The sequence below is a fragment of the Sphingobium sp. genome, from assembly GCF_033795625.1.
Classification (GTDB): Bacteria; Pseudomonadota; Alphaproteobacteria; order Sphingomonadales; family Sphingomonadaceae; genus Sphingobium.
The window spans coordinates 122,835-137,109 of sequence record NZ_JARYGI010000008.1 but is presented as its reverse complement, the minus strand read 5'-3'; the positions used below and the strand labels follow the sequence as shown (position 1 = coordinate 137,109).

15 protein-coding genes are annotated in these 14,275 nt (G+C 59.3%); 5 read left to right on the top strand and 10 right to left on the bottom strand.

The window, feature by feature from the left end; translation table 11 throughout:
- Nucleotides 1–648: 648 nt before the first annotated feature.
- Both QHC67_RS06350 and QHC67_RS06345 read right to left on the bottom strand, forming a co-directional pair.
- Nucleotides 649–1,275 (bottom strand): 2-dehydro-3-deoxy-6-phosphogalactonate aldolase, encoded by a 627-nt coding sequence (locus QHC67_RS06350; RefSeq protein ID WP_319292513.1) that lies wholly within the window; start codon nucleotides 1,273–1,275, stop codon nucleotides 649–651.
- A 385-nt stretch (nucleotides 1,276–1,660) separates the two neighbouring features.
- Complete coding sequence (locus QHC67_RS06345) at nucleotides 1,661–2,587, bottom strand: Gfo/Idh/MocA family oxidoreductase (protein WP_319292511.1); 927 nt, start codon at nucleotides 2,585–2,587, stop codon at nucleotides 1,661–1,663.
- 515 nt (nucleotides 2,588–3,102) lie between these two features.
- Between QHC67_RS06345 and QHC67_RS06340 the strand changes: the two genes are divergently transcribed.
- Both QHC67_RS06340 and QHC67_RS06335 read left to right on the top strand, forming a co-directional pair.
- Nucleotides 3,103–4,197 (top strand): aldose epimerase family protein, encoded by a 1,095-nt coding sequence (locus QHC67_RS06340; protein ID WP_319292509.1) that lies wholly within the window; start codon nucleotides 3,103–3,105, stop codon nucleotides 4,195–4,197.
- A 10-nt stretch (nucleotides 4,198–4,207) separates the two neighbouring features.
- Nucleotides 4,208–6,004 carry an IlvD/Edd family dehydratase gene (locus QHC67_RS06335; protein WP_319292507.1) on the top strand — a complete coding sequence of 599 codons (1,797 nt, stop codon included), beginning with the start codon at nucleotides 4,208–4,210 and terminating at the stop codon, nucleotides 6,002–6,004.
- 14 nt (nucleotides 6,005–6,018) lie between these two features.
- On the opposite strand, the gene QHC67_RS06330 is transcribed toward QHC67_RS06335, so the two are convergent.
- The 5 genes from QHC67_RS06330 to QHC67_RS06310 form a co-directional block, all read right to left on the bottom strand.
- The gene (locus QHC67_RS06330; protein ID WP_319292505.1) at nucleotides 6,019–6,465 is read right to left on the bottom strand and encodes a response regulator; all 447 of its coding nucleotides are present in this window, start codon (nucleotides 6,463–6,465) and stop codon (nucleotides 6,019–6,021) included.
- 12 nt (nucleotides 6,466–6,477) lie between these two features.
- Nucleotides 6,478–7,581 (bottom strand): histidine kinase dimerization/phosphoacceptor domain -containing protein, encoded by a 1,104-nt coding sequence (locus QHC67_RS06325; protein WP_319292503.1) that lies wholly within the window; start codon nucleotides 7,579–7,581, stop codon nucleotides 6,478–6,480.
- Nucleotides 7,582–7,707: 126 nt separating this feature from the next.
- The gene (gene ahpF / locus QHC67_RS06320; RefSeq protein ID WP_319292501.1) at nucleotides 7,708–9,306 is read right to left on the bottom strand and encodes an alkyl hydroperoxide reductase subunit F; all 1,599 of its coding nucleotides are present in this window, start codon (nucleotides 9,304–9,306) and stop codon (nucleotides 7,708–7,710) included.
- 100 nt (nucleotides 9,307–9,406) lie between these two features.
- Nucleotides 9,407–9,970, bottom strand: a complete 564-nt coding sequence (gene ahpC, locus QHC67_RS06315) for an alkyl hydroperoxide reductase subunit C (RefSeq protein ID WP_104953034.1) — start codon at nucleotides 9,968–9,970, stop codon at nucleotides 9,407–9,409.
- Between the two features lie 105 nt (nucleotides 9,971–10,075).
- Nucleotides 10,076–10,687: a TetR family transcriptional regulator C-terminal domain-containing protein gene (locus tag QHC67_RS06310; protein ID WP_413818499.1), complete on the bottom strand. Its 612-nt coding sequence runs from the start codon at nucleotides 10,685–10,687 to the stop codon at nucleotides 10,076–10,078.
- 227 nt (nucleotides 10,688–10,914) lie between these two features.
- On the opposite strand from QHC67_RS06310, the gene QHC67_RS06305 reads away from it, so the two are divergent.
- Nucleotides 10,915–11,217, top strand: coding sequence for a glycine zipper 2TM domain-containing protein (locus QHC67_RS06305; protein WP_319292496.1), 303 nt, complete (start codon nucleotides 10,915–10,917; stop codon nucleotides 11,215–11,217).
- A 107-nt stretch (nucleotides 11,218–11,324) separates the two neighbouring features.
- On the opposite strand, the gene QHC67_RS06300 is transcribed toward QHC67_RS06305, so the two are convergent.
- Nucleotides 11,325–11,612 (bottom strand): hypothetical protein, encoded by a 288-nt coding sequence (locus QHC67_RS06300; protein WP_319292494.1) that lies wholly within the window; start codon nucleotides 11,610–11,612, stop codon nucleotides 11,325–11,327.
- Between the two features lie 145 nt (nucleotides 11,613–11,757).
- Nucleotides 11,758–12,165: an EVE domain-containing protein gene (locus QHC67_RS06295; RefSeq protein WP_319292492.1), complete on the bottom strand. Its 408-nt coding sequence runs from the start codon at nucleotides 12,163–12,165 to the stop codon at nucleotides 11,758–11,760.
- A gap of 125 nt (nucleotides 12,166–12,290) precedes the next feature.
- Between QHC67_RS06295 and QHC67_RS06290 the strand changes: the two genes are divergently transcribed.
- Nucleotides 12,291–13,235, top strand: coding sequence for an isopenicillin N synthase family dioxygenase (locus QHC67_RS06290; protein ID WP_319292490.1), 945 nt, complete (start codon nucleotides 12,291–12,293; stop codon nucleotides 13,233–13,235).
- 10 nt (nucleotides 13,236–13,245) lie between these two features.
- Here QHC67_RS06290 and QHC67_RS06285 read toward each other — a convergent pair whose 3' ends face one another.
- The gene (locus tag QHC67_RS06285) at nucleotides 13,246–13,629 is read right to left on the bottom strand and encodes a dihydroneopterin aldolase (RefSeq protein ID WP_319292488.1); all 384 of its coding nucleotides are present in this window, start codon (nucleotides 13,627–13,629) and stop codon (nucleotides 13,246–13,248) included.
- 99 nt (nucleotides 13,630–13,728) lie between these two features.
- On the opposite strand from QHC67_RS06285, the gene QHC67_RS06280 reads away from it, so the two are divergent.
- Nucleotides 13,729–14,247, top strand: a complete 519-nt coding sequence (locus QHC67_RS06280; protein ID WP_319292486.1) for an N-acetyltransferase — start codon at nucleotides 13,729–13,731, stop codon at nucleotides 14,245–14,247.
- Nucleotides 14,248–14,275 lie beyond the last annotated feature (28 nt).

The following is a 14,275-nucleotide window of genomic DNA, read 5'->3' as shown; positions in this document are numbered from 1 at the left end:
CCACCTCCAGGCGGCAATGGCAACGGAGGCGATAATGCACTAACAATCAGCACGGACCACTCAGTGGGGGCCGGTCAGGCTGCCGAGTGACTTCTCTCGAAAATGCGGCCACGTACCAATGATTGCGGGCTGCAAAAACATCAGACGTAAATGGGTACAAGTGCCTCTCCCTCACTGTGGTCGCAATAGCCCGCGTTAAGACCGCCGGCGGTCTATTGCGCACTCCACGTCGATTATCCTACCTGATTGCCAACTATCGGCCATTTAGCCGAGCGAAGATAACTCGCAATTTCATGATAATTTTTCATGAAATCCGCTGATAGGCTGCCGGTGGCACCGCCCGCCTGGCATGGGCGAGTTGCGGTAGACGCCGAAAATAAGGAGCGATTCACGGCTTCCTTTTGAAGGCAGGCTTAAGCCACACTGACCTATCCGAAGAAAAATGGCGTACTTTGAAGGACGTGTAGCCGATCGAGCCCGAGCACCGAGGCAAAGGCAGGCGGCCTGAACAGAATCGCTCGATTATCAACTGCGAACTCTGGCAACTTTCGCAACGAAGCGTCGCCGGCACTGGCGAGAGCCAAGGCGCTAATGCTAGTAAACAGAACTATCTATACGGCCTCACGCCTTCGCTCTGGTCTCCTATTGCTACGTTGCGTTCCAAGCGGACACCAACTGAGCCCCTTTTGCGCCGACAGACTCGGCGGTGTCGCCCGCTTTGTAAAGCGCACCTCCGACGCCGATGCCGTCAACCTGTCGGCCTCGCCATTCGGAAAGGTTCTCGGCGCCCACACCACCGACTGCCCAAAGTCCTATCCCATGTGGCAGCACGTCGCGCAGTGTTGAAAGATAGGCTGGCCCAAAGGCAGAGCCGGGAAATATCTTGAGCCGCCGCGCGCCCGCCTCCACAGCCGCAAATGCTTCGGTGGGAGTCAGGAAGCCGGGAACAGGCTCCAGCCCGGATGCCACTGCATATCCAATCACATCGGGATTTGTGTTCGGGGACACCATGAATTCCCCACCTGCATTGGCAAGCTGATCCACCATATTGCGCGTCAGGACGGTGCCTCCGCCGATCACAGCGTCGCCCGCAAACTCACGCGTCACTTTTGCAATGCTTTGCGCCGGCTTCGGCGAGTTGAACGGCACCTCGATCAAACGGATCCCCGAGTCTATCAGAGCTCTGCAGATCCTGGAAACCTCGTCGGGACGTACTCCGCGCAAGATGGCCATGATGGGCGGTGCGCCCAGCGCCAGTATATCGTCGATCATCATGCTGCCTGTCCTTCCGCTTTTGCAGCCCCGCCAAAACCGGAGCACCGTCCTCAACGCTCCGATCTTCGCAGCGGATCTGTGCTGTGTACCATCCAGGGCATTGGTTCTGATTGCTGCAGGTCAAGCACCAGGACGGACTAGAGCCGCTTGTACACTCCAAAACCCATGGGGTAGCAGTAATTTCTTGCCTTCAGTCAGAAACATGGCCCGCAAAACGTTCACCATCCGAGCCAGTGCCAACATCTTTGCGCGATTGGGGCGCATGGTAACGCTGGCACCTTCACCCCTAGTTGTCTGAGCTTTGGAGGGCGCCGCTCTGGCCGCAGCGAAATGCAATGATGTAACAGCGGCTTTGCGCAGGGAAGCAAGCATCTTCGCTCCACTTTCAATCGTGAAACGCGTCGGTCGTTTCGCGACGGCCGCGCAGGAAGGCGTCTGCGACCAGACGTAGCGGACTGATATCCACATCGCTTCGTCGGCCACGGATCAGGGTTGCAAACCGGTCGTAAAGGCCCGGATATTCACGATCTTCGTTATGTTCGGTTCCGGTCGGAAGGGAGAGCACTGCCCCGCCTTTCGACAATTTGACTTGCCCCGCGTCTGTTTCGACTAGAATGTCCCAGCTTTGCGGGCCAGTCTGCCGCCAGTCCAGGTCCATGCTGATCGAAACCCCTGCCGTATCGCGAAACTCCATGTCGGCTGCAATTGGCGCAGCGCGATTGGCCGGTATCGACAGCGTCGCAGCCTTGAGGAAGAACGGACGCGGCAGGATGTACGTCGCGATGGAAAGAGCATTGATGCCGGGATCGAAGACTCCAAGACCGCCCGGTTCCCATATCCATGCCTGCCCCGGATGCCATACGCGGACATCCTCGCGCCATACGATCTTGACTGTGTCGATCCGCCGTTCCGCTAGCCAGGCACGCGCCGGTGCGACACCCGCCGCAAATCTGGAATGCCATGCAGCAAACAAGGTCGCATTGGTCTTCTGTGCCTGTGCCTCGAGGGCCGCGACCTCCGAAAGAGAAGCACCCGGCGGTTTTTCAAGGAGAACGTGGATGCCGCGGGCGAGCGCCTGCGCGGCAAGATCGTACCGAACCTGGGGCGGCGTACATAGGGCGACCGCGTCGACCGCAGGCCCTTCTGCCAGCAAAGAATCCAGGCTGGCGTGATGGGGAATGCCTGCCTCGCCCGGATCGTGCGGGCTGACGGTAGCGGCCAGGACGAAGGCTCTGTTGCCGTGGATCGCGGGCAGATGCTGGGCGCGTGCTATCTTGCCCATGCCCACCACGGCTATGCGGATCGGGTCCATGTCCTAGAGCGCCTTAACGGCAACCAGCGTTTCAGAGGCACGCGCCAGAGGGTTGCGCAAGGACAAGGTGGATGGTGGGGCTTCGCTCTCGAACATGTCACAGATCTTCCTCTGGAATGGTATCGGAGAAGGACGATGTCACCCTGGCGACGAGGTGAATATGGATGTCCCCCGCCGGATGGAAAATATCATACTTGAAGTGGCGTGCGTCGAGGTTTGCAATGCTTGAACGCCGGGATCAGGTTCAGCCCTGATGACACGGTCTCCAAATTTCTCCCAACAGCGACAACGAGATTTGCAGCAACCTGGAGCAGCGTAATGCCGCTGGTGATCCCGAGTGAGCGCCGATAACCTATGCGTTAGCCAGTTAGGCGGCGGAAATCGAGGCTACGGAGTAAGCGATGTCAGAGCCGGACCATAAGGCGCGCCCTCCCGTCGAAGACTTTGACGGATGAGGAGGGATGAAGAGAGGGAGTGACACGATCTATGTCGCAACAAGTTTGGCAGCAGCACCGATGACGTCGACGACAGCAGGAGCGTCTGAGACGCAGCGAGCGACCGCCGGAGCGCTGGCTGATGGCACGATTGTCGAGACTATCACTTTATCCAACAGCTATGGCATCTCCGCAACGATACTGACGTATGGGGCAACATTGCAGTCTCTGATCGGTCCCGACAAGGCGGGCGAACCCGCTGATGTCCTCTTGGGCTATGACGATCTTGCTTCCTACGTCGATTATCCAAACTACTTTGGCGTCACCGTAGGTCGCTATGCCAATCGCATTGCCGGGGGGCGTTTCCTCCTTGACGGCAAGTCTTATCAGTTGCCACTAAATGACCAGACAAACTCCCTCCACGGCGGCGGCAAGGGTTTCGACAAGGTCGTGTGGAAGGTCGTTTCAACAAAGTCGGGTCCAACTGCCAGCGTCGTGTTAAGCTACGCCAGCCCGGATGGCGACGCAGGATATCCGGGGCGCCTGGATACAACCGTGACCTATTCGCTCGACGAGACGGGCGCGTTGACCATCGCCTTCGACGCCAAGACGACCAAGCCAACCATCGTCAACATGACCAATCACGCCATCTTCAATCTCGCTGGAGAGGGATCGCCCGAGGGCGCGACCGGTCATCTGCTCACGATCCCCGCCGAGGCTTATACGCCTGTCGGCCCAAGCCTAATTCCGACCGGCGAACTTCGCCCCGTGGAAGGCACCCCCTTCGACTTCCGGCAGCCCCGCCGCTTAGCCGACGGTATCCGTGAAGGACGTGACGAGCAGATCCGCTTCGGCCAAGGCTATGATCATAATTTTGCGCTCGACAAGGGACTTACCCAGACACCGGAATTGGTGGCGAAGCTGGAGGACCCACAATCGGGCCGCGTACTAGAGGTGCTTAGCACCGAACCGGGCGTGCAATTCTACACCGGCAATTTCCTGGATGGCACTTATGTCGGAAAGAAGGGCCATCTCTATCGGATGGGCGATGGTATCGCGCTGGAGCCGCAGAAATTTCCGGACTCCCCGAACCAGCCTGCCTTCCCATCCGCTCGGGTCGATCCCGGCAAGCCTTACCGCCACGTGATGATCTACCGCCTCTCAACTCGCCCCTGATGGATCTCCCATGAAAGACACTCCTCCCCCTAAGCTGCGTTCGCGCGCGTGGTTCGATAATCCTGACAATATCGACATGACGGCCCTCTATCTGGAGCGTTACCTGAACTTCGGCCTGAGCCTTGATGAGCTGCGTTCGGGTAAACCGATCATTGGCATCGCGCAGACCGGCAGTGACTTGTCGCCCTGCAACCGCCACCATCTCGTCCTTGCAGAGCGTATCCGCGAAGGCATCAGGGAAATGGGTGGCATCGCTCTGGAGTTTCCGGTGCATCCTATTCAGGAGACGGGCAAACGCCCGACAGCAGGACTGGACCGCAATCTGGCGTACCTTGGCCTGGTCGAGGCTCTCTATGGCTATCCGCTGGACGGCGTTGTCCTGACCACGGGGTGCGACAAGACGACGCCGGCGTGCCTGATGGCCGCAGCGACCGTGAACATTCCCGCCATCGCGCTGTCCGTAGGCCCTATGCTGAACGGCTGGCACAAGGGCGAGCGCACAGGCTCCGGCACCATCGTCTGGAAGGCGCGGCAGATGCTGGCCACTGGCGAGATCGATGACGAAGGATTCATAAAGCTGGTCGCCTCCTCTGCGCCCTCCACCGGCTTCTGCAATACAATGGGCACGGCAAGCACCATGAACAGCTTGGCCGAAGCGCTGGGCATGATGTTGCCGGGCACAGCTGCGATTCCGGCGCCTTACCGAGACCGTCAGGAAGCGGCCTATCATACCGGCAAGCGCATCGTGGAGATGGTGGCGGAGGACCTGAAGCCCTCCGACATCCTGACGCTCGATGCGTTCCACAATGCGATCGTCGTGAACTCGGCAATCGGTGGTTCGACCAATGCGCCGATTCATCTCGCCGCGCTCGCCCGCCACATCGGAGTCGATCTGCCGCTCAAGGATTGGGAAACGCAGGGGCATAAAGTGCCGTTGCTCGTCAACCTGCAGCCCGCCGGAGAGTATCTCGGCGAGGATTACTACCGCGCGGGCAGCGTTCCCGCCGTGGTTGCGCAGTTGATGGGCCAGGGCCTGATCCGCGAAGATACCCTTACGGTCAACGGCAAGACCATTGGCGACAACTGCCGCAATGCGACAATCGAGGACGAGAAGGTCATCCGTCCCTTCGACCAGCCTTTGAAGAAAGATGCGGGTTTTCTCGTGCTGTCGGGCAATCTGTTCAATGCCGCGATCATGAAGACCAGCGTGATCGACGAGGCATTTCGCGAACGCTACCTTTCCAATCCCGATGATCCAAACGCGTTCGAAGGCCCCGCCGTGGTGTTCGACGGGCCGGAGGATTATCATCACCGCATCGACGATCCCACGCTACGCATCACACCCGAGACGCTGATGTTCATGCGCGGCGCGGGGCCCATTGGCTATCCGGGTGCTGCCGAAGTCGTGAACATGCGCCCGCCATCCTATCTGATCACTGAAGGCATCCACGCCCTGCCCTGCATTGGCGATGGCCGTCAGTCCGGCACCAGCGGCAGTCCCTCGATCCTGAACGCAAGTCCCGAAGCTGCAGCGATGGGCGGTCTTGCGCTCCTGAAGACTGGCGACCGGGTTCGCATCGATCTGAATAAAGGTACGGCAGACGTGCTGATTCCGGACGATGAACTGGAGGATCGAAAGCGTGTTTTGGAGGCGCGGGGAGGCTATGCCTATCCTGCTTCGCAAACGCCCTGGCAGGAGATCCAGCGGGCGCTCGTCGGCCAGATGGACAGCGGCGCGATCCTGGAAGGCGCCGAGAAATATCAAAGGGTTGCGCAAACCATGGGGCTACCCCGCGACAATCACTAACGCCTCAGTCTCGATCAGGCCCAGGCGCGGGCCAGCTTGGGAGACGCGAGAAAGCTGGAGGGTTGAGCCGACGCAGGCGGCGGATCGCAGATTCCGTCTTCGATATAGCGCATGGCCGACATCAGGCCCGCCCGGCTGAATGGCTTTGGAATCACGCCATGCGCGCCACAGAAGTCATCGGGAATCTTCTTTGGATTGGCAGTAACGAACACCACCGCGGTGGCTGACCACCGTTCCTGTATGAGCGTGCAGACATCCAGCCCGCTCGATCCATCGAGCTGAATATCGACGAACGCCACGTCAGGCGAAGCGGGAAGGTCCAAGGCAAGGACATCTCGCAATGACGCCGCCTCCCCAATCACGCAGTGGCCGCTATCGAGGATCATGGCTTCTATATCCATGGCCAGCAGGGCTTCGTCCTCCACGATGAGAATGTTTAACGGGGGAACATGGTAAGCCATCTGGATACTATCCTAACCTGCCGCTGCAGGGAACGTGACCGACACACGGGTGCCATCTGAATCGCTATGCCACTCGGTCGTTGCCTTGATCTGGCGAGACAAACGCGTGACGAGCGACTGGCCGATCGAGGAAGCATGCGTTTCGGACGGATCGAAGCCCGCGCCATCGTCCTGCAGTTCAATGAACACCGCCCCGTCACGCTGCTTCACCGACAATCCCAAAGTGCCTGAGCGTCCATCGACAAAGGCATGTTTGACGGCGTTGGTAATAATCTCATTCAGGATGAGGCCGGTCGCGGACGCCTTGCTCGCAGGTATGAATGCAGGATCGACATCCTGAACCAGTGCGATATCCTTGCGCCCCATCGACGCCAGCACATCGCTGGCGAGGTTTGCCGCAAACGCGCCGATGTCGAACTGCGTAATGTCATCGGACTGATATAGGCGACGATGAACTACCGCGAGTGCGTCTATCCGCTCCAGCATGTTCTCAAGCGCCTGCTGCAACTTTGGATCGCCGAGCGTGCGCGACTGGAGGCGAAGCAGCGCGCCTATCATCGTCAGGTTGTTCTTAACCCGATGATCGACTTCGTGGAGGAGCAGCGTTTTCTCCTCCAGCGCCTCCTGAAGATCCAGAGTACGGGCGCGGACTTGCTTTTCCACCTCAATTTTCTGGTCGGCTATTTGCCGTTGCGCCTCGATTCGGTCGGTGACGTCAAGCTGCGAGGCAAAGAAGAACTGGACGATTCCGTCGTCACCACGAACCGGGCTGATATACAGGGCGTTCCAGAAGGCCGATCCGTCTTTCCGGTAATTCAGGATATCGATGCTTACGGCTTCTTCAGCCGCCAAGGCGTTTCGGATGATGGCTACGGTTTCGCTGCTGGTGTCCGGCCCCTGAAGAAAACGGCAGTTCCTCCCAAGGATTTCATCGACGCCATAGCCCGACAGCTTCTGAAACGCCTCATTCACGAATACGATCGGATTATCGTCCTTTCGCGGGTCCGTGATGACCATGGGCATCCGCGTGCCGCGAATAGCGGCGGCAAAAGGGTCGCCGCGGCCATTTTCATGCATGACGCGTTCGGTAAGATGCCAGTCGTCACGCTGCTTCATCACTGCTCCGTTGCCTTGGGAGCGTGAGTGCTCCGGCTCTACCTAACACAGGTTATAGCGCGCAGAAGGTCTGTCCGGTTCCCTGGAATCGGACAGACCCTCTATCAGAGCAGCAAGTACATTCCATCAGGCAGCGACCGCTTCTGCCGGAGCCGCCTCCACATGTTCAGGCGCAAGACGGATCAGATAGTCGAAGGCCGAGAGTGCAGCCTTGGACCCTTCGCCCATTGCGATGACGATCTGCTTGAACGGCGTGGTCGTCGCGTCGCCCGCAGCGAAGATGCCGGGGATCGACGTACCGCCACGATGATCGACTTCGATCTCACCCCGCGGCGAGAGTGCCACTGCGTCCACCAGGAACTCGGTGTTGGGGACGAGGCCGATCTGAACGAAGATGCCCTGCAAATCGATGACGTGCGACGTATCGTGGTTGCGATCCTTATACGTCAGGCCGATCACCTTGCTGCCATCGCCCAGCACTTCGGTCGTCAGGGCCGAGGTGATCACCTTCACGTTGGGCAGGCTGAACAGCTTGCGCTGGAGCACGGCGTCGGCGCGAAGCTGGCTATCATATTCGATCAGCGTGACATGCTTCACGATCCCGGCCAAGTCGATGGCCGCTTCGACGCCGCTGTTGCCGCCGCCGATCACCGCCACGTCCTTGCCCTTGAAGAGCGGGCCGTCGCAGTGCGGGCAATAGGCTACGCCCGCGTTCCGGTACTCTTCTTCGCCAGGGACATTCATGTGCCTCCAGCGCGCGCCGGTCGACAGGATGACCGAGCGCGCCTTGAGCGTGGCGCCGCTTTCCAGACGCACTTCATGCAGGCCACCATCGGTCGCAGCGGGAATCAGCTTCTCGACTTTCTGGAGGTTCATGATGTCGACGTCGTAGTCCTTCACATGCTGTTCAAGCTGGGCGACAAGCTTCGGGCCTTCGGTATGCGGCACCGAGATGAAGTTCTCGATCCCCATGGTGTCGAGCACCTGACCGCCGAAGCGTTCCGTGACGACACCGGTGCGGATACCCTTGCGCGCGGTGTAGATCGCCGCCGCAGCGCCCGCAGGCCCGCCGCCGATGACCAGAACCTCGAACGGCTCCTTGCCCTTCAGCTTTTCGGCGGCGCGTGCGACTGCGCCGCTGTCCAGCTTGGCAACGATCTGCTCCAGCTCCATGCGGCCTTGTCCGAAGGGTTCGCCGTTCAGGAAGATCGTCGGCACCGCCATCACCTTGCGGGCGTCCACTTCATCCTGGAAAAGCGCTCCGTCGATGGCGACATGGCTGATCCGGCGGTTGAGCACCGCCATCAGGTTCAGCGCCTGCACAACGTCGGGGCAGTTCTGGCACGACAATGAGAAATAGGTTTCGAAAGCATAGTCGCCTTCGAGATTCTTGACCTGCTCTATCAGGTCCTGCGTGGCTTTCGATGGATGGCCGCCAACCTGCAAGAGGGCGAGGACCAGCGAAGTGAATTCATGGCCCATCGGCAGGCCCGCAAAGCGTACGCCGATATCGGTGCCGGCGCGGCGGATCATGAAGCTGGGCGTGCGCTTGTCGTTGCTGTCACGGATCAGCGTAGCCTTATCGGTCAGGCTCACGATATCTTCCAGCAGCCCGAGCATTTCGCGCGATTTGGCGCCGTCGTCCAGCGACGCCACCAGCTCGATCGGCTGCGTGATGTTCACAAGATAGCCCTTCAACTGGGCTTTTACGTTGGCGTCCAACATCGTTCAAACTCCGATAGCATGAGGGCGCGGGGCAACACTCCGGAGAAGAGAGTATCTCTCCTCCGGAATGCCTGCGACCCTCGGGGGGTTCCGTTAAGTCTTAGATCTTGCCCACGAGATCGAAGGAAGGAGCAAGCGTCGTTTCGCCTTCTTCCCACTTCGCGGGGCAGACTTCGCCGGGGTGAGCCGCGACATATTGTGCGGCCTTGGTCTTGCGCAGCAGTTCCGCTGCATTGCGGCCAACGCCTTCCGACGTGATTTCCATGAACTGGACGATGCCTTCGGGATCGACCAGGAAAGTGGCGCGGTCGGCAAGGCCGGCACCTTCGCGCATCACGCCGAAGTTATTGGTGATCGTGCCGCTCGCGTCGCCAAGCATGGTATATTCAATCTTGCCTATCGCGGGCGAAGTCTCATGCCATGCCTTGTGGCTGAAGTGCGTGTCGGTCGATACGCTGTAGATTTCGACGCCCAGCTTCTGGAATTCGGCGTAATGATCGGCCAGGTCTTCCAGTTCGGTAGGGCAGACGAACGTAAAGTCAGCGGGGTAGAAGAAGAACACTGCCCAGTTGCCCCGCACGTCGGCATCCGACACCGTTACGAACTTTCCGTTCTTGTAGGCTTCGGTCTTGAAGGGCTTCAGTTCTGCACCGATACGGGACATATTATCTCCATTCCTGATTGTGGGTTCGAAGTACAATGTCGATATAGGACAGCGAGGAAGATTGTAGAAATTGCTTTTTCCGCCACAACTGATCGACTTTGCCGATCAATGACGGTCCACCCAAACTGAAATCCCATCACGCGCAAGTTGCTGGGCCTCTGCGATCGTGAAAGTACGAGAGTCCAGGCACAGTTCAAGCCATAGCCCGTCCACCAGTGCAGCTATTCCGATGGTTGCCAGCCTGACGGTGTTTTCGTCCATGGAAGGCGACAGCGCCGCGATATGCGTACCGATTCCTCTACGATATTCTGCGTAGGTTTCCTCATGCGCCTTCGCCATGGCGGGACTGCTTTTGACCAGGCTCCAGAAGGCCGACCAGGCGGCCAGCATGTCAGGGTCCAGGACAGGCGGCACGAAACTCGCCAGGACATAGCTTTCGAGGCGGTCTCGCGGATCGGGGCCTGCGGCCAGGACGGCACTATCGATCGCTTCCCCTACCCTGCGGCCAAAATCACGATAGGTCGCCACGATCAACGCGTCGATCCCATCGAAATAATGTGTGAGCAGCCCGGATGACACGCCTGCCGTGGCGCATATCGCACGGACGGACGTCCCCGCTATGCCCCGTTCGGCAAGACAGCGTGCCGTGGCGTCGATCAGCGCCTGGCGACGTACATCGGGGGCTTCGCGGACAAAACTGGCCCTGCTCAAATCCATTTCATCCTGTGCTGCTCACCGTCCTGCTCGGCGGCGAACTTTACCCGAAGAGCGCCGCCAGACAATAGGAGTCTAGGAACAAGGGGGCTCAAGCTTGCAAAGATCGCCCAAAAAGGATTTTATATGTTTTATAACAAAGCTTTAGCTCGTTGTATGACGTTCATGCAACCTTGCGCATAAGGTGCTGGTTCATTGCCCGAAGTTAAGAACAGGAAGGAGCACTTCACATGCGTAAGTTGATGCTATCGCTCGTTGCGGCCTCAGTTGCGATTCCCGCGACCATGGCTTTCCCGACCGATCAGGCGGAGGCCCGGCGTGATTACCGATACAAGGAGTGGCGTGGCCGTGATGGCCGGACATATTGCCGTAAGAGCAATGGGACCACGGGGCTGATCGTCGGCGGCGTAGGTGGCGCTTTGGCGGGTCGCGCAATCGATACGAGAGGCGATCGCGCGACGGGCACTATTCTTGGTGCCGCTGCGGGCGCGCTGATTGGCAAGGAAGTCGATAGCAAGCGCCGCTGTCGCTGATGGATACGGAGGACATGGTTCTCCGTATAACCTGAAATAAGAAGCCGCCGGACCCTGCTGGATCCGGCGGCTTTTTAGTGTTCATGCCGGTTGGGCCGAAGTTCCATCTACTTCTGCGTAGATGCCATTGCTCCGCGCGCATCAGCCACATTGAACGCCACTCGCGTATCGCCAGATACGCCGCTGACCTTGTCGCCCGCGACCTTCAGTTGGAACGCAGTTGCGCCCGGGTAACGCGTTCCGGAAATCAGGGTGCCGGCCTTGGTGGGCTTCACCTGGTAAACATAGGTATAGCCTTCATGAACGAAGCGCTCCTTGGTCGCGCTTTCGGCCAGGGCAGGAGCAGCAGCGGTCAGCACAGCTGCGGTGAGAACGATTTTGGACAGCATTCGCATAGAATTTCTCCTTTGGAATGCCCGACAAACACCTCTGAACTCTATTCTGTTTTGTTACATTCATGCCTATGCTGCAGTGCAAAAGGCCACAAACGCAAATCGCGATCGGCCAGTTGCACGTTACGCAATCGCGAGTGATGCAAAGCTACTCCCCAGCGAGCTTCAGAATGTGTCGAAACTCCTCCGGAGAAACAGGTGATACCGAAAGGCGCGACTGGCGGATCACGGCCATGCCCGACAAAGCCGGGTCCGCCTTTATCATTTTGAGCGTCACCGGACGCGGCAACTTGCGGACAGGCGAGACACGCACGGCCACCCATTTTCCCGTGTCGTCGGTGCTGTCGGGCGCCGCCTCTTCCACGATCTGCATGATGCCCACCGCCTCAAGACCGATATTGCTATGGTAGAAGAGAGCCTGGTCGCCCTTTCGCATGGCCTTCATATGTGCCTGCGCCTGATGATTCCTGACGCCGTCCCACTCTGCCGTCTTCCTGGCGACCAGATCGTCCCATGAGAATACGTCCGGCTCCGACTTCATCAGCCAATATTGCATGCTTGGGGTTTCCGTCTGAAAAGAACCAGCGCTTCTTGCGCTGTCATCCCAACCGGAATCAAGGGCGATCGAGTGACATGGCTCGCGGCATTGGCTAAGCCCCGAGGAAAGCAAGGAGTCTTTACGTGTCGCATACGCTTTCGGATGACGTGCCTGTCCTATCGCTGGAAAAGATGCAGCTTTCGGACTTCGCGCAGGACTTCGGACGATCCTTTCAGCGGTTCGGATTTGCGATGGTCCGCGATCATGGGATGGACGCGTCGCTGGTCGCCGACGCATGGGCGAAGGCCAAAGCGTTCTTCGCTATGCCCGAGGCCGCCAAGCAGGCTTACATCGTGCAGGGCGGCGGCGGTCAGCGCGGATATACGGCCTACGGTACCGAGATCGCCAAGGGCGCAACCGAAAACGACCTCAAGGAATTCTGGCATGTCGGTCGCGACTTGCCACCCGGGAGTCCGCTCGCGAACACCATGCCTCCCAACGTCTGGCCAGCCGAGATCGACGGCTTCCGCGATACATATACACGCCTCTACGCTGAGTTCGATCGCGTCGGGGCAAAGCTGCTGTCGGCGATCGCGCTGTATCTGGGGCTCGAAGAGGACTGGTTCGTCGACCCGGTGCGCGACGGCAACTCCATCATCCGGCTGCTGCATTATCCGCCCGTATCTTCCGAAGCGCCGGGCGTGCGGGCTGGCGCGCATGAGGATATCAACCTGATCACGATGTTGCTGGGTGCGGAGGAAGGCGGCCTGCAACTGCTCGACCGTGATGGGCGCTGGCTACCCGTGACGCCGCCGGATGGAGCGATGGTCATCAATGTGGGAGATATGCTGCAGCGGCTGACCAACCATGCGCTGCCATCGACGAGCCATCGCGTCGTCAATCCGCCACCGGAAAGGCGCGGCGTTTCACGCTATTCGATGCCCTTCTTCCTGCACTTGCGTCCGGACTTCGTGATCGATGCGCTGCCGCAATGCGTGTCCGTAGACAATCCACTTCGGGACCCGCCCATTACGGCGCACGATTACCTACGCGAGCGGCTGGTGGAGATCGGGCTGATCAAGGGGTGAGACTGCGGCGTTACTTCCGCCAGCGTCCCATGGTTATGCCGATCGACTCACCCCGTTCGCTCAGCGCCAGTTTTACGATTTTCACCTGTACATGGGCAACTTTGTCGTCCTGCAGCAGCACGGTTTCGATGATGTGCTCGGCAACGGCTTCGATCAGCGTGAAATGCTGACCCTGCGGCAGGGCAGTCGTCGCCGCATGTTTCAGGTCCATGTAATTCTTCGATGCCGTCAGCGGCGTGTCCGGCGCATACCGATCCGCCATTTTCAGCAACGCCCGCACGGAAATGCGCAGCGGCTGCGGAAGATGCGTCTCTTCGGAATAGATGCCAGTCAGGACATCATAGTCCAGATCGTCCACCTCCAGTGTCAAATAATCGTCTTGAGGAAATTCCATGTCTATGCGTGCCGAATTTTGCTTTTCATTTAGCGGCCAGCCAGTAAGACGCCCGCGCTCGTGGGCGCTCATGCCCCTTTGCGGAACGAACGGCAAGACGTGACCCGAATTCTCCCTCTCACCACCCAAAGCGGGTCAGACATAGATGCTTTGCTGGACGCGGCTTTCGGTACGGATCGCAGGAGCCGCACAGCGTATCTTATTCGGGAGCCGATGCACTGGCTCCCCGAACTGAGCTATGCAGTGGTCGACCATAGGGGCGCCTTGGCGGGCACCCTGCAGAGCTGGCCTGTCGCCCTGCGGACAGGGGATGGAGCATCCGCACCTTTGGTCATGGTCGGCCCAGTTGCCGTGCGGCCGGACGATCAGAAGAACGGCATGGGACGGCTGATGATGGATGCGCTGGTGCGCGACGCCCGCAAGCTCGCTTGCCCGCCTTTGATGATGATCGGCGATCCGGAATATTACGGCCGCTTCTGGGGATTTTCTGCGCAAGGCACTCGAGAATGGCGGGCCCCTGGCCCCGTCGAGGCCCGCCGCCTGCTGGCGCTGGTAGTCGACGGAAGCACGTTGCCGCGCGAAGGTATGCTGGGTCCGCGCGTCTTGAGCAAAGCATAGGTCTGGACTTACCCTTTGCCTTAGGCGA